The 15,414-nt window shown below is 68.6% G+C and carries 12 protein-coding genes; 3 read left to right on the forward strand and 9 right to left on the reverse strand.

The genetic code is table 11. The features are described 5' to 3' along the window. Positions 1 to 95: 95 nt before the first annotated feature. The 3 genes from ACTHK2_RS01865 to ttcA form a co-directional block, all read right to left on the reverse strand. Complete coding sequence (locus tag ACTHK2_RS01865) at positions 96 to 851, reverse strand: M48 family metallopeptidase (protein WP_440243993.1); 756 nt, start codon at positions 849 to 851, stop codon at positions 96 to 98. A gap of 33 nt (positions 852 to 884) precedes the next feature. After that, a complete protein-coding gene (locus ACTHK2_RS01870) occupies positions 885 to 1,802 on the reverse strand; it encodes a recombination-associated protein RdgC (RefSeq protein ID WP_440243994.1) in 918 nt (305 codons plus the stop codon). 172 nt (positions 1,803 to 1,974) lie between these two features. Continuing rightward, positions 1,975 to 2,847, reverse strand: a complete 873-nt coding sequence (gene ttcA / locus ACTHK2_RS01875; RefSeq protein WP_440243995.1) for a tRNA 2-thiocytidine(32) synthetase TtcA — start codon at positions 2,845 to 2,847, stop codon at positions 1,975 to 1,977. Positions 2,848 to 3,047: 200 nt separating this feature from the next. Here ttcA and tkt point away from each other — a divergent pair, with 200 nt between their 5' ends. Continuing rightward, on the forward strand, positions 3,048 to 5,045 hold the full coding sequence (gene tkt / locus ACTHK2_RS01880; protein ID WP_440243996.1) for a transketolase: 1,998 nt from the start codon (positions 3,048 to 3,050) through the stop codon (positions 5,043 to 5,045). 102 nt (positions 5,046 to 5,147) lie between these two features. Beyond that, a complete protein-coding gene (locus tag ACTHK2_RS01885) occupies positions 5,148 to 5,354 on the forward strand; it encodes a YdcH family protein (RefSeq protein ID WP_440243997.1) in 207 nt (68 codons plus the stop codon). Positions 5,355 to 5,361: 7 nt separating this feature from the next. Here ACTHK2_RS01885 and plsB read toward each other — a convergent pair whose 3' ends face one another. The 3 genes from plsB to ACTHK2_RS01900 form a co-directional block, all read right to left on the reverse strand. Then, positions 5,362 to 7,893 (reverse strand): glycerol-3-phosphate 1-O-acyltransferase PlsB, encoded by a 2,532-nt coding sequence (gene plsB, locus ACTHK2_RS01890; protein ID WP_440243998.1) that lies wholly within the window; start codon positions 7,891 to 7,893, stop codon positions 5,362 to 5,364. A gap of 117 nt (positions 7,894 to 8,010) precedes the next feature. Then, positions 8,011 to 8,952 carry a hypothetical protein gene (locus ACTHK2_RS01895; protein ID WP_440243999.1) on the reverse strand — a complete coding sequence of 314 codons (942 nt, stop codon included), beginning with the start codon at positions 8,950 to 8,952 and terminating at the stop codon, positions 8,011 to 8,013. A 332-nt stretch (positions 8,953 to 9,284) separates the two neighbouring features. Continuing rightward, the gene (locus ACTHK2_RS01900; RefSeq protein WP_440244000.1) at positions 9,285 to 10,169 is read right to left on the reverse strand and encodes a 5'-nucleotidase, lipoprotein e(P4) family; all 885 of its coding nucleotides are present in this window, start codon (positions 10,167 to 10,169) and stop codon (positions 9,285 to 9,287) included. A gap of 113 nt (positions 10,170 to 10,282) precedes the next feature. Between ACTHK2_RS01900 and ACTHK2_RS01905 the strand changes: the two genes are divergently transcribed. Continuing rightward, positions 10,283 to 11,299, forward strand: coding sequence for an AI-2E family transporter (locus tag ACTHK2_RS01905; protein WP_440244001.1), 1,017 nt, complete (start codon positions 10,283 to 10,285; stop codon positions 11,297 to 11,299). Between the two features lie 16 nt (positions 11,300 to 11,315). Here ACTHK2_RS01905 and ACTHK2_RS01910 read toward each other — a convergent pair whose 3' ends face one another. From ACTHK2_RS01910 to ACTHK2_RS01920, 3 genes are all read right to left on the reverse strand, one after another. Continuing rightward, entirely contained in the window at positions 11,316 to 12,197 is an 882-nt protein-coding gene (locus ACTHK2_RS01910; protein WP_440244002.1) for an EamA family transporter, read from the reverse strand. A gap of 101 nt (positions 12,198 to 12,298) precedes the next feature. Then, positions 12,299 to 14,278 carry a UvrD-helicase domain-containing protein gene (locus ACTHK2_RS01915; RefSeq protein WP_440244003.1) on the reverse strand — a complete coding sequence of 660 codons (1,980 nt, stop codon included), beginning with the start codon at positions 14,276 to 14,278 and terminating at the stop codon, positions 12,299 to 12,301. Between the two features lie 244 nt (positions 14,279 to 14,522). Continuing rightward, positions 14,523 to 15,362: an NAD-dependent protein deacetylase gene (locus ACTHK2_RS01920; protein ID WP_440244004.1), complete on the reverse strand. Its 840-nt coding sequence runs from the start codon at positions 15,360 to 15,362 to the stop codon at positions 14,523 to 14,525. Between the last annotated feature and the right edge of the window lie 52 nt (positions 15,363 to 15,414).

Consider the following 15,414-nt stretch of genomic DNA (forward strand, 5'->3'; position numbering starts at 1 on the left):
GCGCTTGCTGCGAGCTTGCATGAAGCAAGCTGCTTTCCTTCGTGTACTTCGCGTTCTTCGTGGCTCAGTCTTTTGATGAAGACCGCCTCCGCCGATCACGCCTGGACCAGGCGGTTCAGTTCGGCCTTGAGGGCCTGGCCGTTGAGGCGCAGCCAGTCGCGCTGTTCGCGCCAGTCGGGCATGAGTTTTTCGACGAGCGCCCAGAAGCGCGGCGAGTGGCTGCGGATGCGCAGGTGACACAGTTCGTGCACGACCACATAGCGCAGCGCCGCCGGTGGCGCGAGTGCGAGCGCGAGATCGAGCGTGACGCGGTCGCGTGTGTCGAGGCTGCCCCACAGGCTCTTGAGCGGGCGCAGCTTGACCGCGGTCGGCGCGCGGCCGAGTTCGGGGCAGTAGCGCGCGAGCCAGCGGCTCACGTCGCGGCGGATCTGCGCCTCGAGGAACGAGCGCAGCAGCGCGCGCGCGGCGGGCAGGGTCGACTTGCCGTGCGGGCGCGGCAGCGTCAGCACGAGCCGATCGTCGATCTGTTCGATCTGCGGATAGGCGCCGTCGCGCCACGACAGGCGCGTGGTTTCGCCCCGCAGCGGCATCACGGTCGCGGCGCCCGGCTTGAGCGGCGGCGGCGCGGAGCCCAGGCTGAGCTCGTCGAGCTTGCGCTCGAGCCATTCACCATGTTTGCGCAGGAATGCGAACACCTGTGCCGGATGCGTGCCTTCGGGGTAGGTGACGCGCGCCCCGCCCGGCGTCACGGTCAGGCGCAAGCGGCGCGCCTGCGGATGGCTCTTGCGCAGCACCTTGATCGTGTCGCCGGCCGGCGTCGCCAGTTCAAGGTAGTCGTGCGCAAGTTCCACTTCATTTCTCCGACAGACCCGTGCGCGCGGCGCTCAGTCGCGCTCGCCCGGACGGGGAATTCCGAACCACTTTTCCAGACGCTCGAACAGGTGCTTGAGTTCGAGCGTCATCAACGCAAACGTCGCATCGAGTTCGGCGCGCGCCGATTCCGCCGTGCCGTCGCCGAGCTCGTCGAGCACGACGTCGAGGAAGCGGAGCTTGCGCACGACGAGGTCCTCGCCGAGCACGAAGCCCATCCGGTCATCGAACACGAGGCCAAGCTGGAAGACCTGCTTGCCCGACTTCAGATGCTCCCGGATTTCGTCCGATTCAAGGTCCTGGCGACGACAGCGAACGATCGCCCCGGCCTCGGCCGGGTCACGCAGTTCGACCTCCTCGCCGAGGACCAGTCCTGGCGGCAGTTTCCCATCTATCAGCCAGCCCGTCATCAGGTTGCGGGGCGATTCCGAGGGGGCCATCGGCGTCGCCGGGAAGCGCCCGAGCGCCTCGCGCACCTGGCTCACTGCGTCCTCGGCCGCCTTGCGGCTGGCGCTGTCGACGACGAACCACCCCTGCTCGGCATCCAGATAGGCAGAGAGCCGTGACGGGCGTATGAAGGCGCGCGGCAGGAGCTCGGAAATTACCTCTTCTTTCAACCGCTTGCGTTCCTTCGCCCCGGGCCGGCGGCCCTCCTTGTCGGCAATCTTCGCGATGCGATCGGCCAGCTCCTCGGCGACGACGACCCCCGGCAACAGGCGCTCCTCGGCGCCGATCGTGACCAGCGAGAAGGCACCGGTCTGATGCAACAGCTCCTGGCTGTCACGCCCATAGGGCGAAATGAATCCGCGGGTCGAGAGTTCGAGCGGCCCACACTCGCGCAATCGATGTGATTCGAGGTCTTTTCCAAGATTTTTGATGCTTTTGGTGACACTTTCGGGAAAACGGAACAGGCTGAGATTGCGAAAGAACATGGCGGGACCGCTTTTCGGGAATCGGGGTGGATGGGGCAGGACGCGGTCCGCGCCGGACTCGAGGAAAGTCTCGCGGACTCGCCGAGCCGGCGGTAGCCGGAATCCGTCATCGCTTTCGTAGGAGGACTGCGACGGACACCCGCCGCAACGGCGGACGTCCGATGGGAAACGGCTAGCTCGGGGCGTCCATCGCCACCGGCTCCGCGCCGGCGAGCCAGGCATGCGCGTCGGCGCGCTCCGCCCGCGGATTCGCGCCGAGTCCGGCGAAGTCGAACAGGTTGCGATCGGCGAGCTGGGACGGCGCGATGTTGCCGAGCGCGCGGAAGATCGTCTCGGTGCGCCCGGGATGCTTCTTCTCCCACTCGGCCAGCATCGCCTTGATCGCCTTGCGCTGCAGGTTCTCCTGCGAGCCGCACAGGTTGCACGGCATGATCGGAAAACCCTGCTGCGCGGCGTACTCGGCGATGTCGTCCTCGGCGCAATACGCGAGAGGGCGGATGAGCACGTTGCGACCGTCGTCCGAGCGCAGCTTGGGCGGCATCGCCTTCAGCGTCGCCTGGTGGAACAGGTTGAGGAACATCGTCTCGACGATGTCGTCGCGATGATGACCGAGCGCAATCTTGGTGTAGCCGCGCTCGACCGCATGCGTGTAGAGCGAGCCGCGACGCAGTCGCGAACACAGGCTGCACATCGTCTTGCCTTCGGGAATCACGCGCTTGACCACGCTGTAGGTGTCCTGCTCGAGGATCTCGAACGGCACGCCGAGCGCCCGCAGGTAGGCCGGCAGCACGTCCGGATCGTAACCGGGCTGCTTCTGGTCGAGATGCACCGCGACGAGTTCGAAGCGCACGGGCGCCTTCGCCTGAAGCTTGAGCAGGATGTCGAGTAGCGTGTAGGAGTCCTTGCCGCCCGACAGGCAGACCATCACGCGGTCGCCGTCCTCGATCATGTTGAAGTCGGCGATCGCCTGGCCGACCTGGTGGCGCAGGCGCTTGGCCAGTTTGGCGGCTTCGTAGTCGTGCTTGCGGGACGGGATCGCGTTCATGACCGCCTATTGTAGTCGGCGCCGTCGCAGGTGCCGATACGCCGCCGCACCGGGCCGTCCCATTCACTTCCGCGGCCGCCGCCGATGCGGCAAAATTCGCGTCCTCTGCGCACCGGGACGGAATCCGGGCGAATCCCTCGTCTTCCGCACGTCCGCCACCGGCGCCGCCGGCCTCGCGCGTGCCCTTCCGGAGTTGCTCCATGAACACCCCGAGCGTCGACACCGCCCGCCTCGCCAACGCGATCCGCTTCCTTTCCGCGGATGCGGTCGAGCAGGCGAAGTCGGGCCATCCGGGCATGCCGATGGGCATGGCCGAGATCGCGGTCGCGCTGTGGACGCGCCATCTCCGGCACAACCCGGCCAACCCGCACTGGGCCGACCGCGACCGCTTCGTCGTATCGAACGGGCACGGTTCGATGCTGCTGTATTCGCTGCTCCACCTTACCGGCTACGACCTGCCGATCGAGGAGCTGAAGAACTTCCGCCAGCTGCATTCGAAAACGCCGGGCCATCCGGAAGTACACGTGACGCCGGGCGTCGAGACGACCACCGGGCCGCTCGGCCAGGGCCTCGCCAATGCAGTCGGCATGGCACTCGCGGAGAAGCTGCTCGCCGCCGAGTTCAACACCGACGACGCGCGCATCGTCGACCACCACACCTACGTGTTCCTCGGCGACGGCTGCCTCATGGAAGGCATCTCGCACGAAGCCTGCGCGCTCGCGGGCACCTGGCAGCTCGGCAAGCTGATCGCGTTGTACGACGACAACGGCATCTCGATCGACGGCCAGGTGCAGGGCTGGTTCACCGACGACACTGCGGCGCGTTTCCGCGCCTACGGCTGGCAGGTGATCGGCCCTATCGACGGCCACGACGTCGACGCGGTGGACCGCGCTATCCGCGAGGCGAAGGACCATCTCGCGCAGCCGAGCCTGATCATCTGCCGCACGACGATCGGCAAGGGCGCGCCGACGCGTGCGGGAACCGCGAAGGCGCACGGCGAGGCGCTCGGTGCCGACGAAATCGGCGCGACGCGCAAGGCGCTCGGCTGGGAATACGGCCCATTCGAACTCCCGGCCGACATCACCGCGGCATGGGACGCGCGCGCGGCCGGCGCGCAACGCGAGGCGGCATGGAATGCGCGCCGTGACGGCTTTCGTGCGAAACACCGTGAGCGCGCGGCCGAGTTCGAACGCCGCGTCGCCGGCGAGCTGCCGGCCGACTTCGCCGAGCGCGCGGCGAAGCTCATCGCCGAGGCGAACGCGAAGGCGGAGACGGTCGCCTCGCGCAAGGCGAGCCAGTACGCGATCGAAGCGTTCGCGCCCGCGCTGCCCGAGATGCTCGGCGGCTCGGCCGACCTCACCCATTCGAACCTCACGCTCTGGAAGGGCGCGCCGCTTCTCGCCGGTGGCGGCACCGGCCGCCACATCAGCTACGGCGTGCGCGAGTTCGGCATGGCCGCGATCATGAACGGCATCGCGTTGCACGGTGGCTACATCCCGTTCGGCGGCACGTTCCTCACCTTCAGCGACTACAGCCGCAACGCGATCCGCATGGCCGCGCTGATGAACCAGCGCGTGATCCACGTGTTCACGCACGACTCGATCGGCCTCGGCGAGGACGGCCCGACACACCAGTCGATCGAGCACGTATCGAGCCTGCGGCTCATTCCGAACCTCGACGTCTGGCGCCCGTGCGACACGGTCGAGACCGCGGTCGCATGGAAGCTCGCGCTCGAGCGCCGCAACGCGCCGACCGCGCTCGCGCTGTCGCGCCAGAACCTGCCGTTCGTGCCGCGCAGCGACGCGCAGGTCGCCGCGATCGAACGCGGCGGCTACGTGCTCGCCGACAGCGACGGTGCGCCCGCGCGCATCCTCGTCGCGACGGGTTCGGAAATCGGCCTCGCGCTCGCCGCGAAGAAACTGCTCGATGCCGGTGGATTGCCGACGCGCGTCGTGTCGATGCCCTCGACCGAGGCGTTCGACCGCCAGGAAGACGCGTACCGCGCATCGGTGTTGCCCGCGGACGTGCCGAAGATCGTGATCGAGGCCGGCGCGACCGCCCTCTGGTGGAAGTACGTGCGCGGCAACGGTGCCGTCGTCGGCATCGATCGCTACGGCGAATCCGCACCGGCCGGCAAGCTGTTCGAGTTCTTCGGCTTCACGCCGGAACACGTCGCCGAAGTCGCGCGCAGCGTGTAGGGCGGGTCTAGCGCGCAGCGCGAGTCCCGCCGTTGCCTCGTCGCGGCGCCGACGGCGGCACGCGCTGCGCGCGTACCGCCCTACGGTAAACTGCGGGGTGCCATGTACCCGGAAGACCCCGCCGCCATCGTCCGCCGACTGACCGAACTGCGGATCGAACACCGCGATCTCGATGCGGCGATCGCGCGCCTGCCGACCGGACCGGGCTGCGACGAGCTGCAGCTCACTCGCCTCAAGAAGCGCAAGCTCAAGCTCAAGGACATGATCGCCTACCTCGAGGACAAGCTGATTCCCGACCTCGACGCCTGACGGACGGTCAGGCCTGCGTCGACGCCGCCGCGTCGCCGCGCTCGAGTTCGGCCTGCTTCTCCGGCGTCAGTTTGAGGATGCCGTGGCGAATCTCGCGGGACAGGATCACGCGCGCATCCTTGGCGACTTCTTCCAGCGTGAGGTCGAAATCGAGCTTGCCGTTGCCGTCGGCCCAGACCACGCGCCGCTCGCGCAGCTTCTGGATGAAACCGCGGAACAGGCTCCGGTCGAAGAACTCGGGCGCGTTGAGTTCGTGCAGCAGCGACAGGCGCTGCGCGCTGAGGAAGCACAGGTTCTCCAGTTCACCCGCGGTGAGCGTGTGCGGGCCGTTCTTCACGAGCAGGGCGAGGCCGATGTAGTAGCGCTCGATCGCCGGCAACAGGGTGTGCGCGAGCGCACGAAGGCGGAACGCGCGATCGCTCTGTCCCGGGCCGCGTTCCACGATGCGGCCGTCGGCATCGGCCTCGAGCAGTCCCTGTGCGATGAAGAAGTCGAGCGTCTTCTGGATGCGCTCGGCGAACTCGTCCTCGCTCCAGGGCAGGAACAGCTCGGCCTGCACGAACGGATAGATGAGGCGGCCGAGCCGCAGGATCGACGTGCGCGCGAGGCGGCGGTTGTTGAGGAAGCAGCAGGCGACCCACGACGCCGTCGCGAACAGGTGCGTGACGTTGTTGCGGAAGTAGCTCAGCAGCACGCCCTGCTTCGCATCGACCGTGAGCACGTCGCCGAGCGGATGCGCGACGCGGCGGATCCACTGCATCTTCTCGCCATAGGCGATGATCTCGGCAGCACCGAGCGCAGTCAGCGTGACGCGATCCGAATAGGGCAGGGTGCCGAGCAGCGCCTTGTAGAGCTCGAGCTGCGCGAGCAGGTCCGCCTCGGCCATCGCGTGCTTGGGCGTCGCGAGCAGGGCCACGGCGAGCAGGTTGATCGGATTGGCGTGCGCGGCGCGATTGATGTTGACGAGGATGCGCTCGCCGAGCGTGTCGACCGCGGCCTTGAGCCAGGCGGGTTTCGCTTCCGGATTCGCCGCAGCGGCCTTCCAGTCCGGTGCGATGTCGTCGAGCAACGGCGTCAGGAAAACGGGTTCGCCGAAGTTGACGGTCACCGCTCCGTAGTTGTCGCGCAGGGCGCCGAGACCGCGCAACAACGCGCCCCATGATTCCTTCTGTTTCGCCTTGCCGGACAGCTCGCCGATGTACGACTCGCCCTCCATGATCTTTTCGTAGCCGATGTAGACCGGCTGGAACACCACCGGCCGCTCGGGCTGGCGCAGGAAGCTGCGCAGGGTCATCGACAGCAGGCCGCCGCGCGGCTCGAGCGTGCGCCCGGTGCGCGACCGCCCGCCCTCGATGAAGTACATGAGCGAAATCCCGCGCGCGATGAGCTGGCTCATGTATTCGCGGAACACCGTCGAGTAGAACGGGTCGCTGAAACTGCGCCGCAGGAAGAACGCGCCCCCACGCCGCAGCAGCGGGCCGATCAGCGGCAGGTTGAGGTTCACGCCGGCGGCGATGTGCGGCACGGGCAGGCCATGGCGATACAGCAGGTACGGCAGCAGCGCGTCGTCGGTGGTGCTGCGATGACACGGCACGAATACGACTTCGTGGCCGGGCACGATCTTGCGCAGCTTCTCGAAATGATTCATGTGCACGCCGCGGTAGATCTTCTCCCACAGCCCGGTCAGCATGAACGACGCCGAGCGCACGACCAGGTGCGACTGGTCGGCTGCGATCTCCCAGGCGAACGCGCGCGCCTTGCGCACCGCCTTGTCGCGATCGATGCCTTCCTTGCTCGCGTTGGCGTCGATCGCCTGCTGCACGGGCGCGGCATTGACGACGCCGTCGATGAGCGTGCGCCGGTGCGAAAGGTCGGGACCGATCACCGCGGCGCGGATGCGGCGGAAGTGCGCGCGCAGGATGCGTTGCAGCTTGCGCACGCCGCGTTCGGGCTCGGGCTGGTCGGCGATGACTTCGCGCAGGGATACCGGTGCGGCGAACTGCACGTGCGTGTCGCGGCCGTTGAGCGCGAGCGCGAGTAGTCGGCGGAAACGGCCGACCACGACCCAGTTCTCGGAGAACAGCACGCTGAACCAGCCCGATTCGCGATCCGGCGCGCGGCCAACGAAGATCGATACCGGCACGAGGCGCACGTCCTGGTCAGGGTTCGCGCGCACGATGTCGGCGAGCAGGCTCAGCGTCTCCGATCGCGTCGGATGCGGCTGCCGGCCGAACACGTGCGGGCGGCGCGACAACGCGACGACCGCGCGCCGGCGGCGGATCGGCAGGCGGTCGGCCGCGGCATAGGGCGACGGCAGGCCGGCCTCGACGCAGGCCTGCTCGAGGATCAATGTATCGGACAGGCCATAGCGCTCGATCACATAGACCGTGGGCCGCGCGTCGTCGGGCAACAACGAATGGACGTCGTCAGGCGTGCGACGGATGCGGATCCACGGGCGCAGCAGCGCACCGAACGCCTTGAGCCAGGCAGGCACCTGCGCGGCCTCGGTCGGGCGCGGCGCCGGTTGCGAGTCGTTCATGCGTCGAGTTTATCAGGATGGCGGAACACCGCCCCGCGCACGCGCATCGACAGATGTCGACGCGCGTGCGAGCAGTGCGCGGCCGACCGGCGCGCACGCGCCGGGTCGACGTGCGCGTCAGCCCTGCTTGGGCGCTTCTGCTGCCGGCGTGGCTTCGGCCTCGGGGGCAGCCGGCGTCGCCGCACCCTGGTCGGCGGCCTTTTCCTTGAGCTTGTCGATCGTCTGCTTGCCGTACCAGCGGCCATCGACGTTGACCATCTCCGTCGTCGCGGTCAGCGGTGCACCGAGCAAGGTGTAGGAGAGCTGCACCGACGCGGTCTTGCCGTCGTTGCCGAGCACCTGCGGCTTGATCGAGTCGAGCGTCTGGTCGATCGAGAAACCGTACACGGCGAGCGCGTCCTTGAGGCCGAGGAACGCGATGCGCGCCTTCTGCATCGACTCGTCGAACGTGAGCGCGCGCGCCTCGTCGAGCGACTTGAGGTTCATGTCGCGCGCCGCCTTGGCGACGATCGCGATGACCTTCTTGATCGATTCGGCGTCGGTGAAGTGCGTCTTGACGACCCACGCCTGCAGCGCGTCGACGGCCGCGGTCGCCTGCGCGCGCTCGGCTTCCGACATGCTCTGGTTCTGCTGGATCATGTTCTTGATCCAGCCTGCGCCCGCCATCGCATACATCGGCAGCTGCTGCTGGTACTGCGCGTCGAACTCCTTGAGCTTGGGCTCGATCTCGGCGAAAAGCTTCTGCTCCGCGTCGGGCGCGGTCAGCTTGGCCATCGTCTCGTTGAACTGCGCGCGCTGTTCCTCGGTGATCGGCTCCTGGTCCTTGTCCTTGCCCCAGTCGGCCTTCGCCTTGGCGAAGTCGGCCGGCGGCAGCGCGTTCTGCATGAGGCCGGCGATGTCGCCCTGCTTGAGCAGGTGTACCGAAGCGAGGATCGCGGCATCCGGCGTCGCGGCCGCCGCAGGCGAGGTCACGGCGGTTTCGGCAGGCTTCTGTTCGCACCCGGCGAAGAAGACGAGCAGCGATGCCGCGAGCGCCGCGCGGACCAGAGGCTTGACCATGAGCATTCCCCAAGGGTTGGAAGGGCGCGAACTTTAGCAGCGCGCCGGTACAGCGGCCATAGTAGCGGTCAGCCCGACGAGGATGGGCTCGCGCGTCCGGAGGGGCGATCCGGATAGCGGAATGCATGGGCGCCCGCCCGCAAAAAAAAATAAACCCGGAAGGCGGAGCCATCCGGGCGGAATCCGGCAGTGCCGGAGGAGGAAATCGTACGTCGTTCTCTGGGGGCTGTGCTTCGGCGGGCGCCGGGCGACGACCCGCAAATCCTGTGAATGATTGTACTTACCGTCCAGAGTTCATGCAATACCTGACGTAAAGGTTAGCAAACCTTTGATCAATAACGGAACTGCTTGAGTTTTGCCGCGCGCTGGCGGCCCTCGGACAGGCTCCGATCATTGCCGAACATCGCGGGCTCCCAGGAACCATACGTGGGATTGGGCAACGCGAACCAGCGCTCGCCGAACCAATCGGCGTAGCCCGCCACCGCGGCGCGACGGCCCTGCGGGGTGTTCGCGGTCACGTCGACGAAGTCGCCGATCTGGTCGCCGACCTGCATCAGGACGCGGTGGGTGCGCCCGATCAGCTTGCGCCGGCACCCCTTGCTGCTGCCCGACGCCGGGCACCCCTGGACGGCGGTGCCGAGGCCGAGGAATACCGGCTCGCCGGTGGCGATCGGAAATCCGGTCTTGCGCAGGTTCGCGAGCGTCGCATCGTTGAGGTCCTGCACACGGTTGGACAGATAGAACACGGTGACGCCGTGCGCCGCGGCCAGCCGCGTGAACTCGAGTGCGCCTGGCAGCGGCTGCGCCGCTTCCTCGCGGCACCACCGGGCCCAGCTCGCATCGTCGTAGTGCGTGCCGTCGCGCACCAGGCGCGCCTGGTAGGGCGAGTTGTCGAGCACGGTCTCGTCGATGTCGAGGATCACCGCGGGCGCAAGGCCGCGTGCCTCGCCCATGCGTTCCTCGCGCGGCAGCGCGTCCCAGTCCTGATCGGCGAGCGCACGCAGCAGCTGTTCGCCGGCGTGGCGGTAGACCTCGCGATAGACGAGGTCATGCTCGATCGCGCCCTGCGTCCAGGCGACCGCATTGAGGTTGTCGTTCGCCGAGGGTTCCGCGCCAGCCGGCGCCGCCACCATGTCGGCCCGCGGCGGCGGCGATGCCGCGCACCCGGCGAGCATCGCCAGGGACAGCGCGATCAGGAATGGACGAAGGTTCGACATCGTGGCTCCGGGATTGGAAAGCGCGAGGGCAGCCCCTAGGATCGGACAGTGTAAGACACGCGCTCGCACGGACGCCCGTCGGCCGCTTGCTCCGCCTTCGCCCCGGGACGCCCATGGATCCTTCGATCAGCTCGCGCATACGGATCGCCTCGTACGTTCTCGCCGGTTTCGCGCTGCTCCTCATCCTGCAATTGCACCTGCTGTCCGCGCTGCTCGCCGGCCTGCTCGTCTACGCGCTGGTCGAGGCCCTCGCACCGCCACTGCAGCGGCATCTTCCGGGCGCGCGCGCGCACGGCCTCGTCGTCGCGCTGCTCAGCGTGGTCGTGGTCGGCCTGCTCACGCTCGCGATCATCGGCGCGGTGTCGTTCCTGCGCCGCGAACTCGGTGAGCCGGGCGCGTTGTTCGAAAGCATGATGCCGCTGATCGACCGTGCGCGTGCGCAGCTGCCGCAGGTCGTCGTCGACCACCTGCCCGACAGCATCGACGACTTCCGCACCGCGGCGATCGAATGGCTGCGCGCGCACGCGGCGCAGCTGCAGCTCGCGGGCAAGACGCTGGCACGCGTCGTCGTGCACCTCCTGATCGGCATGGTGCTCGGCGCGATGGTCGCGCTCGCCGACGCGGCGACGCATCCGGACAAGCGCCGCGGCCCGCTGGTCGAAGCGCTCGTGCAGCGCTGCCGCAGCCTCGTCGCGGCCTTCCACGACATCGTGTTCGCGCAGGTGAAGATCTCGGCGGTCAATACGCTGTTCACTGCGATCTTCCTGCTCGTGGTGCTGCCGCTGTTCGGCACCAACCTGCCGTTCGCGAAGAGCCTCGTGGTGATCACCTTCGTCGCCGGCCTGCTGCCCGTCGTGGGCAACCTGATCTCCAACACGCTCATCTTCGTGGTGGGACTGTCGCTCTCGTTCGGCGTGGCGATCTCGGCGCTCGTCTACCTGATCCTCATCCACAAGCTCGAGTACTTCCTCAATGCGCGCATCGTCGGCACACAGATCCGCGCGCGCGCGTGGGAGCTGCTCATCGCGATGCTGTTCATGGAAGCCGCGTTCGGCGCCGCCGGCCTCGTCGCCGCGCCGATCTACTACGCCTACCTCAAGCGCGAACTGTCGACGTTGAAACTGATCTGAGGCGACGCGCGCGGATTCATGCCGGTGGCGGCGCCGTCTCCGCCTGGCGCAGGCTGAGCGCGGTGCCGGCGGCAGCCGCGACGATCGCGGCGATCGCGAGCCACTGCAGCTCATCGAGGCGCTCGCCGAGGAAGGCCGCGCCGGCCGCAGCCGCGAGCGCGGGCTCGAGGCTGAGCAGCGTGCCGAAGGTGCGCGACGGCAGCCGCGTCAGCGCGACCATCTCGAGCGTGTAGGGCAAGGCCGAACTCAGCACGGCCACGCCGACTGCGAACGGCAGCCGCGCCGGTGACAGCAGCTCGGCGCCCGCATGCGCGAAACCGATCGGAACCGCGAGCAGCGCGCCGATCGAGGTGCCGAGCGTCACCGCATCGGCGCCGTACGAAATACCGGCCCTGCGCCCGAGCACGATGTAGAGCACCCAGCCGACACCCGCCGCGAGCGCGAGCGCTACCCCGAGCGGATCGAGCGCCTGCGCCTCGCCGCGCACGGGCAACAGCATGAGCAGGCCCGCCACCACCAGCGCGATCCAGATGACATCGACCCAGCGCCGCGAGCCGAACAGGGCGAGTGCGAGCGGGCCGGTGAATTCGAGCGCAACCGCGATGCCGAGCGGGATCGTGCGCAGGGAAAGGTAGAACAGCAGGTTCATCACGCCGATCGCGAGGCCATAACCCCACAACGCGCGCCGATCCCGGTTCGCGTGGGCGTTGCGGCACGGCCGCCGCCATGCGAGCAGGATCAGCGCGGCGAGGCCGAGCCGGTACGCGGTCGCGCCTTCGGCACCGACCGCGGGAAAGAGGTGCTTGGCGAGCGCTGCACCGCCCTGGTACGACGCCATGCCGGCGAGCAGCGCGCCGACCGCGACGAGGATGCTTCGGAAGTTCGAATGCGCGGCCATGCGAGCGACCCGAAAGATGTGGGCGGGAATCTTCGCAGATGCGCGCCGCGAGCATGCATCGTCCGCAGGCGCCTGCTGACAGCGCGTGTCAGCAGGCACGATCAAACGGCGAGCAGGCTGGCGAGGCGCGCGATGTGCGAGGACGCGAGTTCCTGCTTGTGCACGGCGTCCTGCTCGGCGTCGCGCCCGGACCAGTGCAGGTCGTCGCCCGGAAGCTCGGCGAGGAATCGGCTCGGCTGGTTGGCGATGATCTCGCCGAAACGCTTGCGCCGCTTCGCGTAGGACAGCGACAGCTGCTCTTTCGCGCGCGTGATGCCGACGTAGAGCAGGCGCCGTTCCTCCTCGATGCGGCCCTCCTCGATGCTGCCTTCGTGCGGCAGCGTCGTATCGTCCACACCGACGAGGAAGACGAAGCGGAACTCGAGTCCCTTCGCCGAATGCAGCGTCATCAGGCGCGCGGCGTTGCCCGGGTCGTCGCGGTCGCCGTGGCTGAGCAGGGCGAGCTGCGCGGCGAGGTCGCCCGCGGCGCCCTCCTTCTGCATCGCGCGGAACCACTCGCCGAGTTCCTTCAGGTTCTCGAGGCGACGCTCGCGCAGCGCGGGCTCCTTCACCTGCGCGGCGATGTGGTCGGCGTAGCCGATACGCGTCACGAGCTCGTCGACGAGATCGGCCGCGGGCGTGCGCTCGGCCCTCGCCGCGAGGTCGCGGACGAGGCCGGTGAACGCGACCAGCGACGATGCCGCGCGACCGGTCAGCTGGCCGAGCACGGCGTCGCTCTGCGCCGCGCGCAGCAACGATACGTGGCGCACGCTGGCGAGTTCGCCGAGCTTCTCGAGCGTGGTCGCACCGATATCGCGCCTGGGCAGGTTGACCACGCGCAGGAACGCCGCGTCGTCGTCGGGGTTGTTGATCAGGCGCAGGTAGGCAAGCAGGTCCTTGACCTCGGCGCGATCGAGGAACGCGGTGCCGCCGGTCACGTGGTACGGCACGCGCGCGAGGCGCAACGCCTTTTCGAGCGCGCGCGACTGGTGGTTGCCGCGATAGAGGATCGCGAACTCGTGCCACGGCGCCTTGTGCTTTTCGGCCAGATGCGCGATCGCGCCCGCGACGCATTCGGCCTCGTGCTCGTCGTCGCGGCATTCGAGCACGCGCACCGGCGGGCCTTCGCCCTGCTCGCTCCAGAGGCGCTTTTCGAACAGGTGCGCGTTGTGCGCGATCACCTTGTTCGCGCAGCGCAGGATACGCCTCGCGCAGCGGTAGTTCTGCTCGAGCTTGACCACGCGCAGCTTCGGATAGTCGCTTGCGAGCTCGGCGAGGTTCTCCGGGTTCGCGCCGCGCCAGGCGTAGATCGACTGGTCGTCGTCGCCGACCGCGGTGAACAGGCCACGTTCGCCCGCGAGCGCCTTGACCAGGCGGTACTGCGCCGAGTTCGTGTCCTGGTATTCGTCGACGAGCAGGTAGCGAAGCCGCTCGCGCCAGCCCGCGCGGGCTTCTTCGTCGCCTTCGAGCACGGCGAGCGGCAGGCGGATGAGATCGTCGAAGTCGACCGCATTGAACGCGGCGAGGCGGCGCTGGTAGGTCGCGTAGATCTCCGCGGCCTCGCGCTCGCGCGCGCCTGCCGCGGCCGCCGCGGCCTGCTCGGGCGTGAGTCCCTCGTTCTTCGCGCGCGAGACGAGCGACTGCAGTGCGAACAGCGCATCGGGCTTGATCGCCTTCGGCGCGAGCTCCTTGATCATGCCCTGCGTGTCGTCCGCATCGAGGATGGAGAAACCGCGGCGCAGCCCCGCGCGCGCGTGCTCGATCTGCAGGAACTTGAGGCCGAGCGCGTGGAACGTGCACACGGTGAGGCCTTCCGCGGCCGTGCCCGACACGAGCTTGCCGACGCGCTCGCGCATCTCGCGCGCGGCCTTGTTGGTGAACGTGATCGCGGCGATCTTCGTCGCCGGCATCTGCCGGCGCTTGATCAGGTGCGCGATCTTCTCGGTGATCACGCGCGTCTTGCCCGAACCCGCGCCGGCGAGCACGAGCAGGGGGCCGTCGCAATACTCGACGGCGGCGCGTTGTTGCGGGTTGAGGCTCATCGGTGCGGATCGTCGACGCGAGGCGGGACGGACGGCGATTGTGCCGCGCGACGGCCGCCACCGACAGCTTGACAGGCCGCGCACGGGCGCGCGGCGCGCCGGTCCGCGCATTGGCCGGATGCGGCGAAGGCAAGCCTCGAGGTCGCCCGGATCGGGGTTTTCGCCGCGCGAACGCGTAACGGGAGGGCGGTCCCCACCGGGAAAAATCTGTTCGCCGACGGTTTCGAGTGACGCGGTTGCGCGGTCACAGCGCGCCGAGCACTGCCGCGCAATCGGCCTCGATCTTCAGCGACAGCAGATCGTCCGCGCGCGTGCGCCCGAGGTTGAGCGCGGCGATCGGCTTGCGCGCCTGCGCGGCCGCGCGCGCGAAACGGTAGCCCGAGTAGACCATCAGCGACGAGCCGACGACGAGCATCGCATCGGCTTCTTCGAGTGCCAGCGTCGCTCGCTCCACGCGCTCGCGCGGCACGCTCTCGCCGAAGAACACCACGTCCGGCTTGAGCAGCCCGCCGCACTCGTCGCAGTCGGGCACGACGAAGCGTTCGAACGCGAGGCCTTCCAGATCGGCGTCGCCGTCGGGCGCGTCGAGCGCGTCGAACGCGAGCCAGTCTTGGTTGTGTCGTTCGAGTTCCTGCTGGAAGCGGACGCGCGGCAGGCGCCGCTCGCAGGCGAGGCAGCGCACGCGGTCGAGCCGGCCGTGCAGGTCGACGACCGCCTCGTGGCCGGCTGCCTGGTGCAGGCCATCGACGTTCTGCGTGACGAACAGCGCGACGCGGCCGCGTCGTTCGAGCGCGGCGAGCGCACGATGTGCCGCATTGGGTTGCGCAGCGCCGAAGCGACGCCAGCCGACGAGGCTGCGCGCCCAGTAGCGCGAGCGCGCGAATGCATCGCCGACGAACGCCTGCAGGGTGATCGGCGGCGTGCGCTTCCACCCGCCGTCCAGGTCGCGGTAGTCGGGAATGCCCGATGCGGTGCTGATGCCGGCACCGCCGAGCACGAAGAGGCGCGGGTGCGCTTCGATGAAGGTGGCGAGGCGCGCGGCGGCTGCGGCGGCTGCGGCCGAGCCCTCTGGAACGGCGTTCATGCATGCATTCTCGCGCGATTCGCCGCGCGGATGCAGCCGGGCGCGGATTCAA

Source organism: Dokdonella sp. (genome assembly GCF_051958935.1).
In the GTDB taxonomy this organism is placed as follows: domain Bacteria; phylum Pseudomonadota; class Gammaproteobacteria; order Xanthomonadales; family Rhodanobacteraceae; genus Dokdonella_A.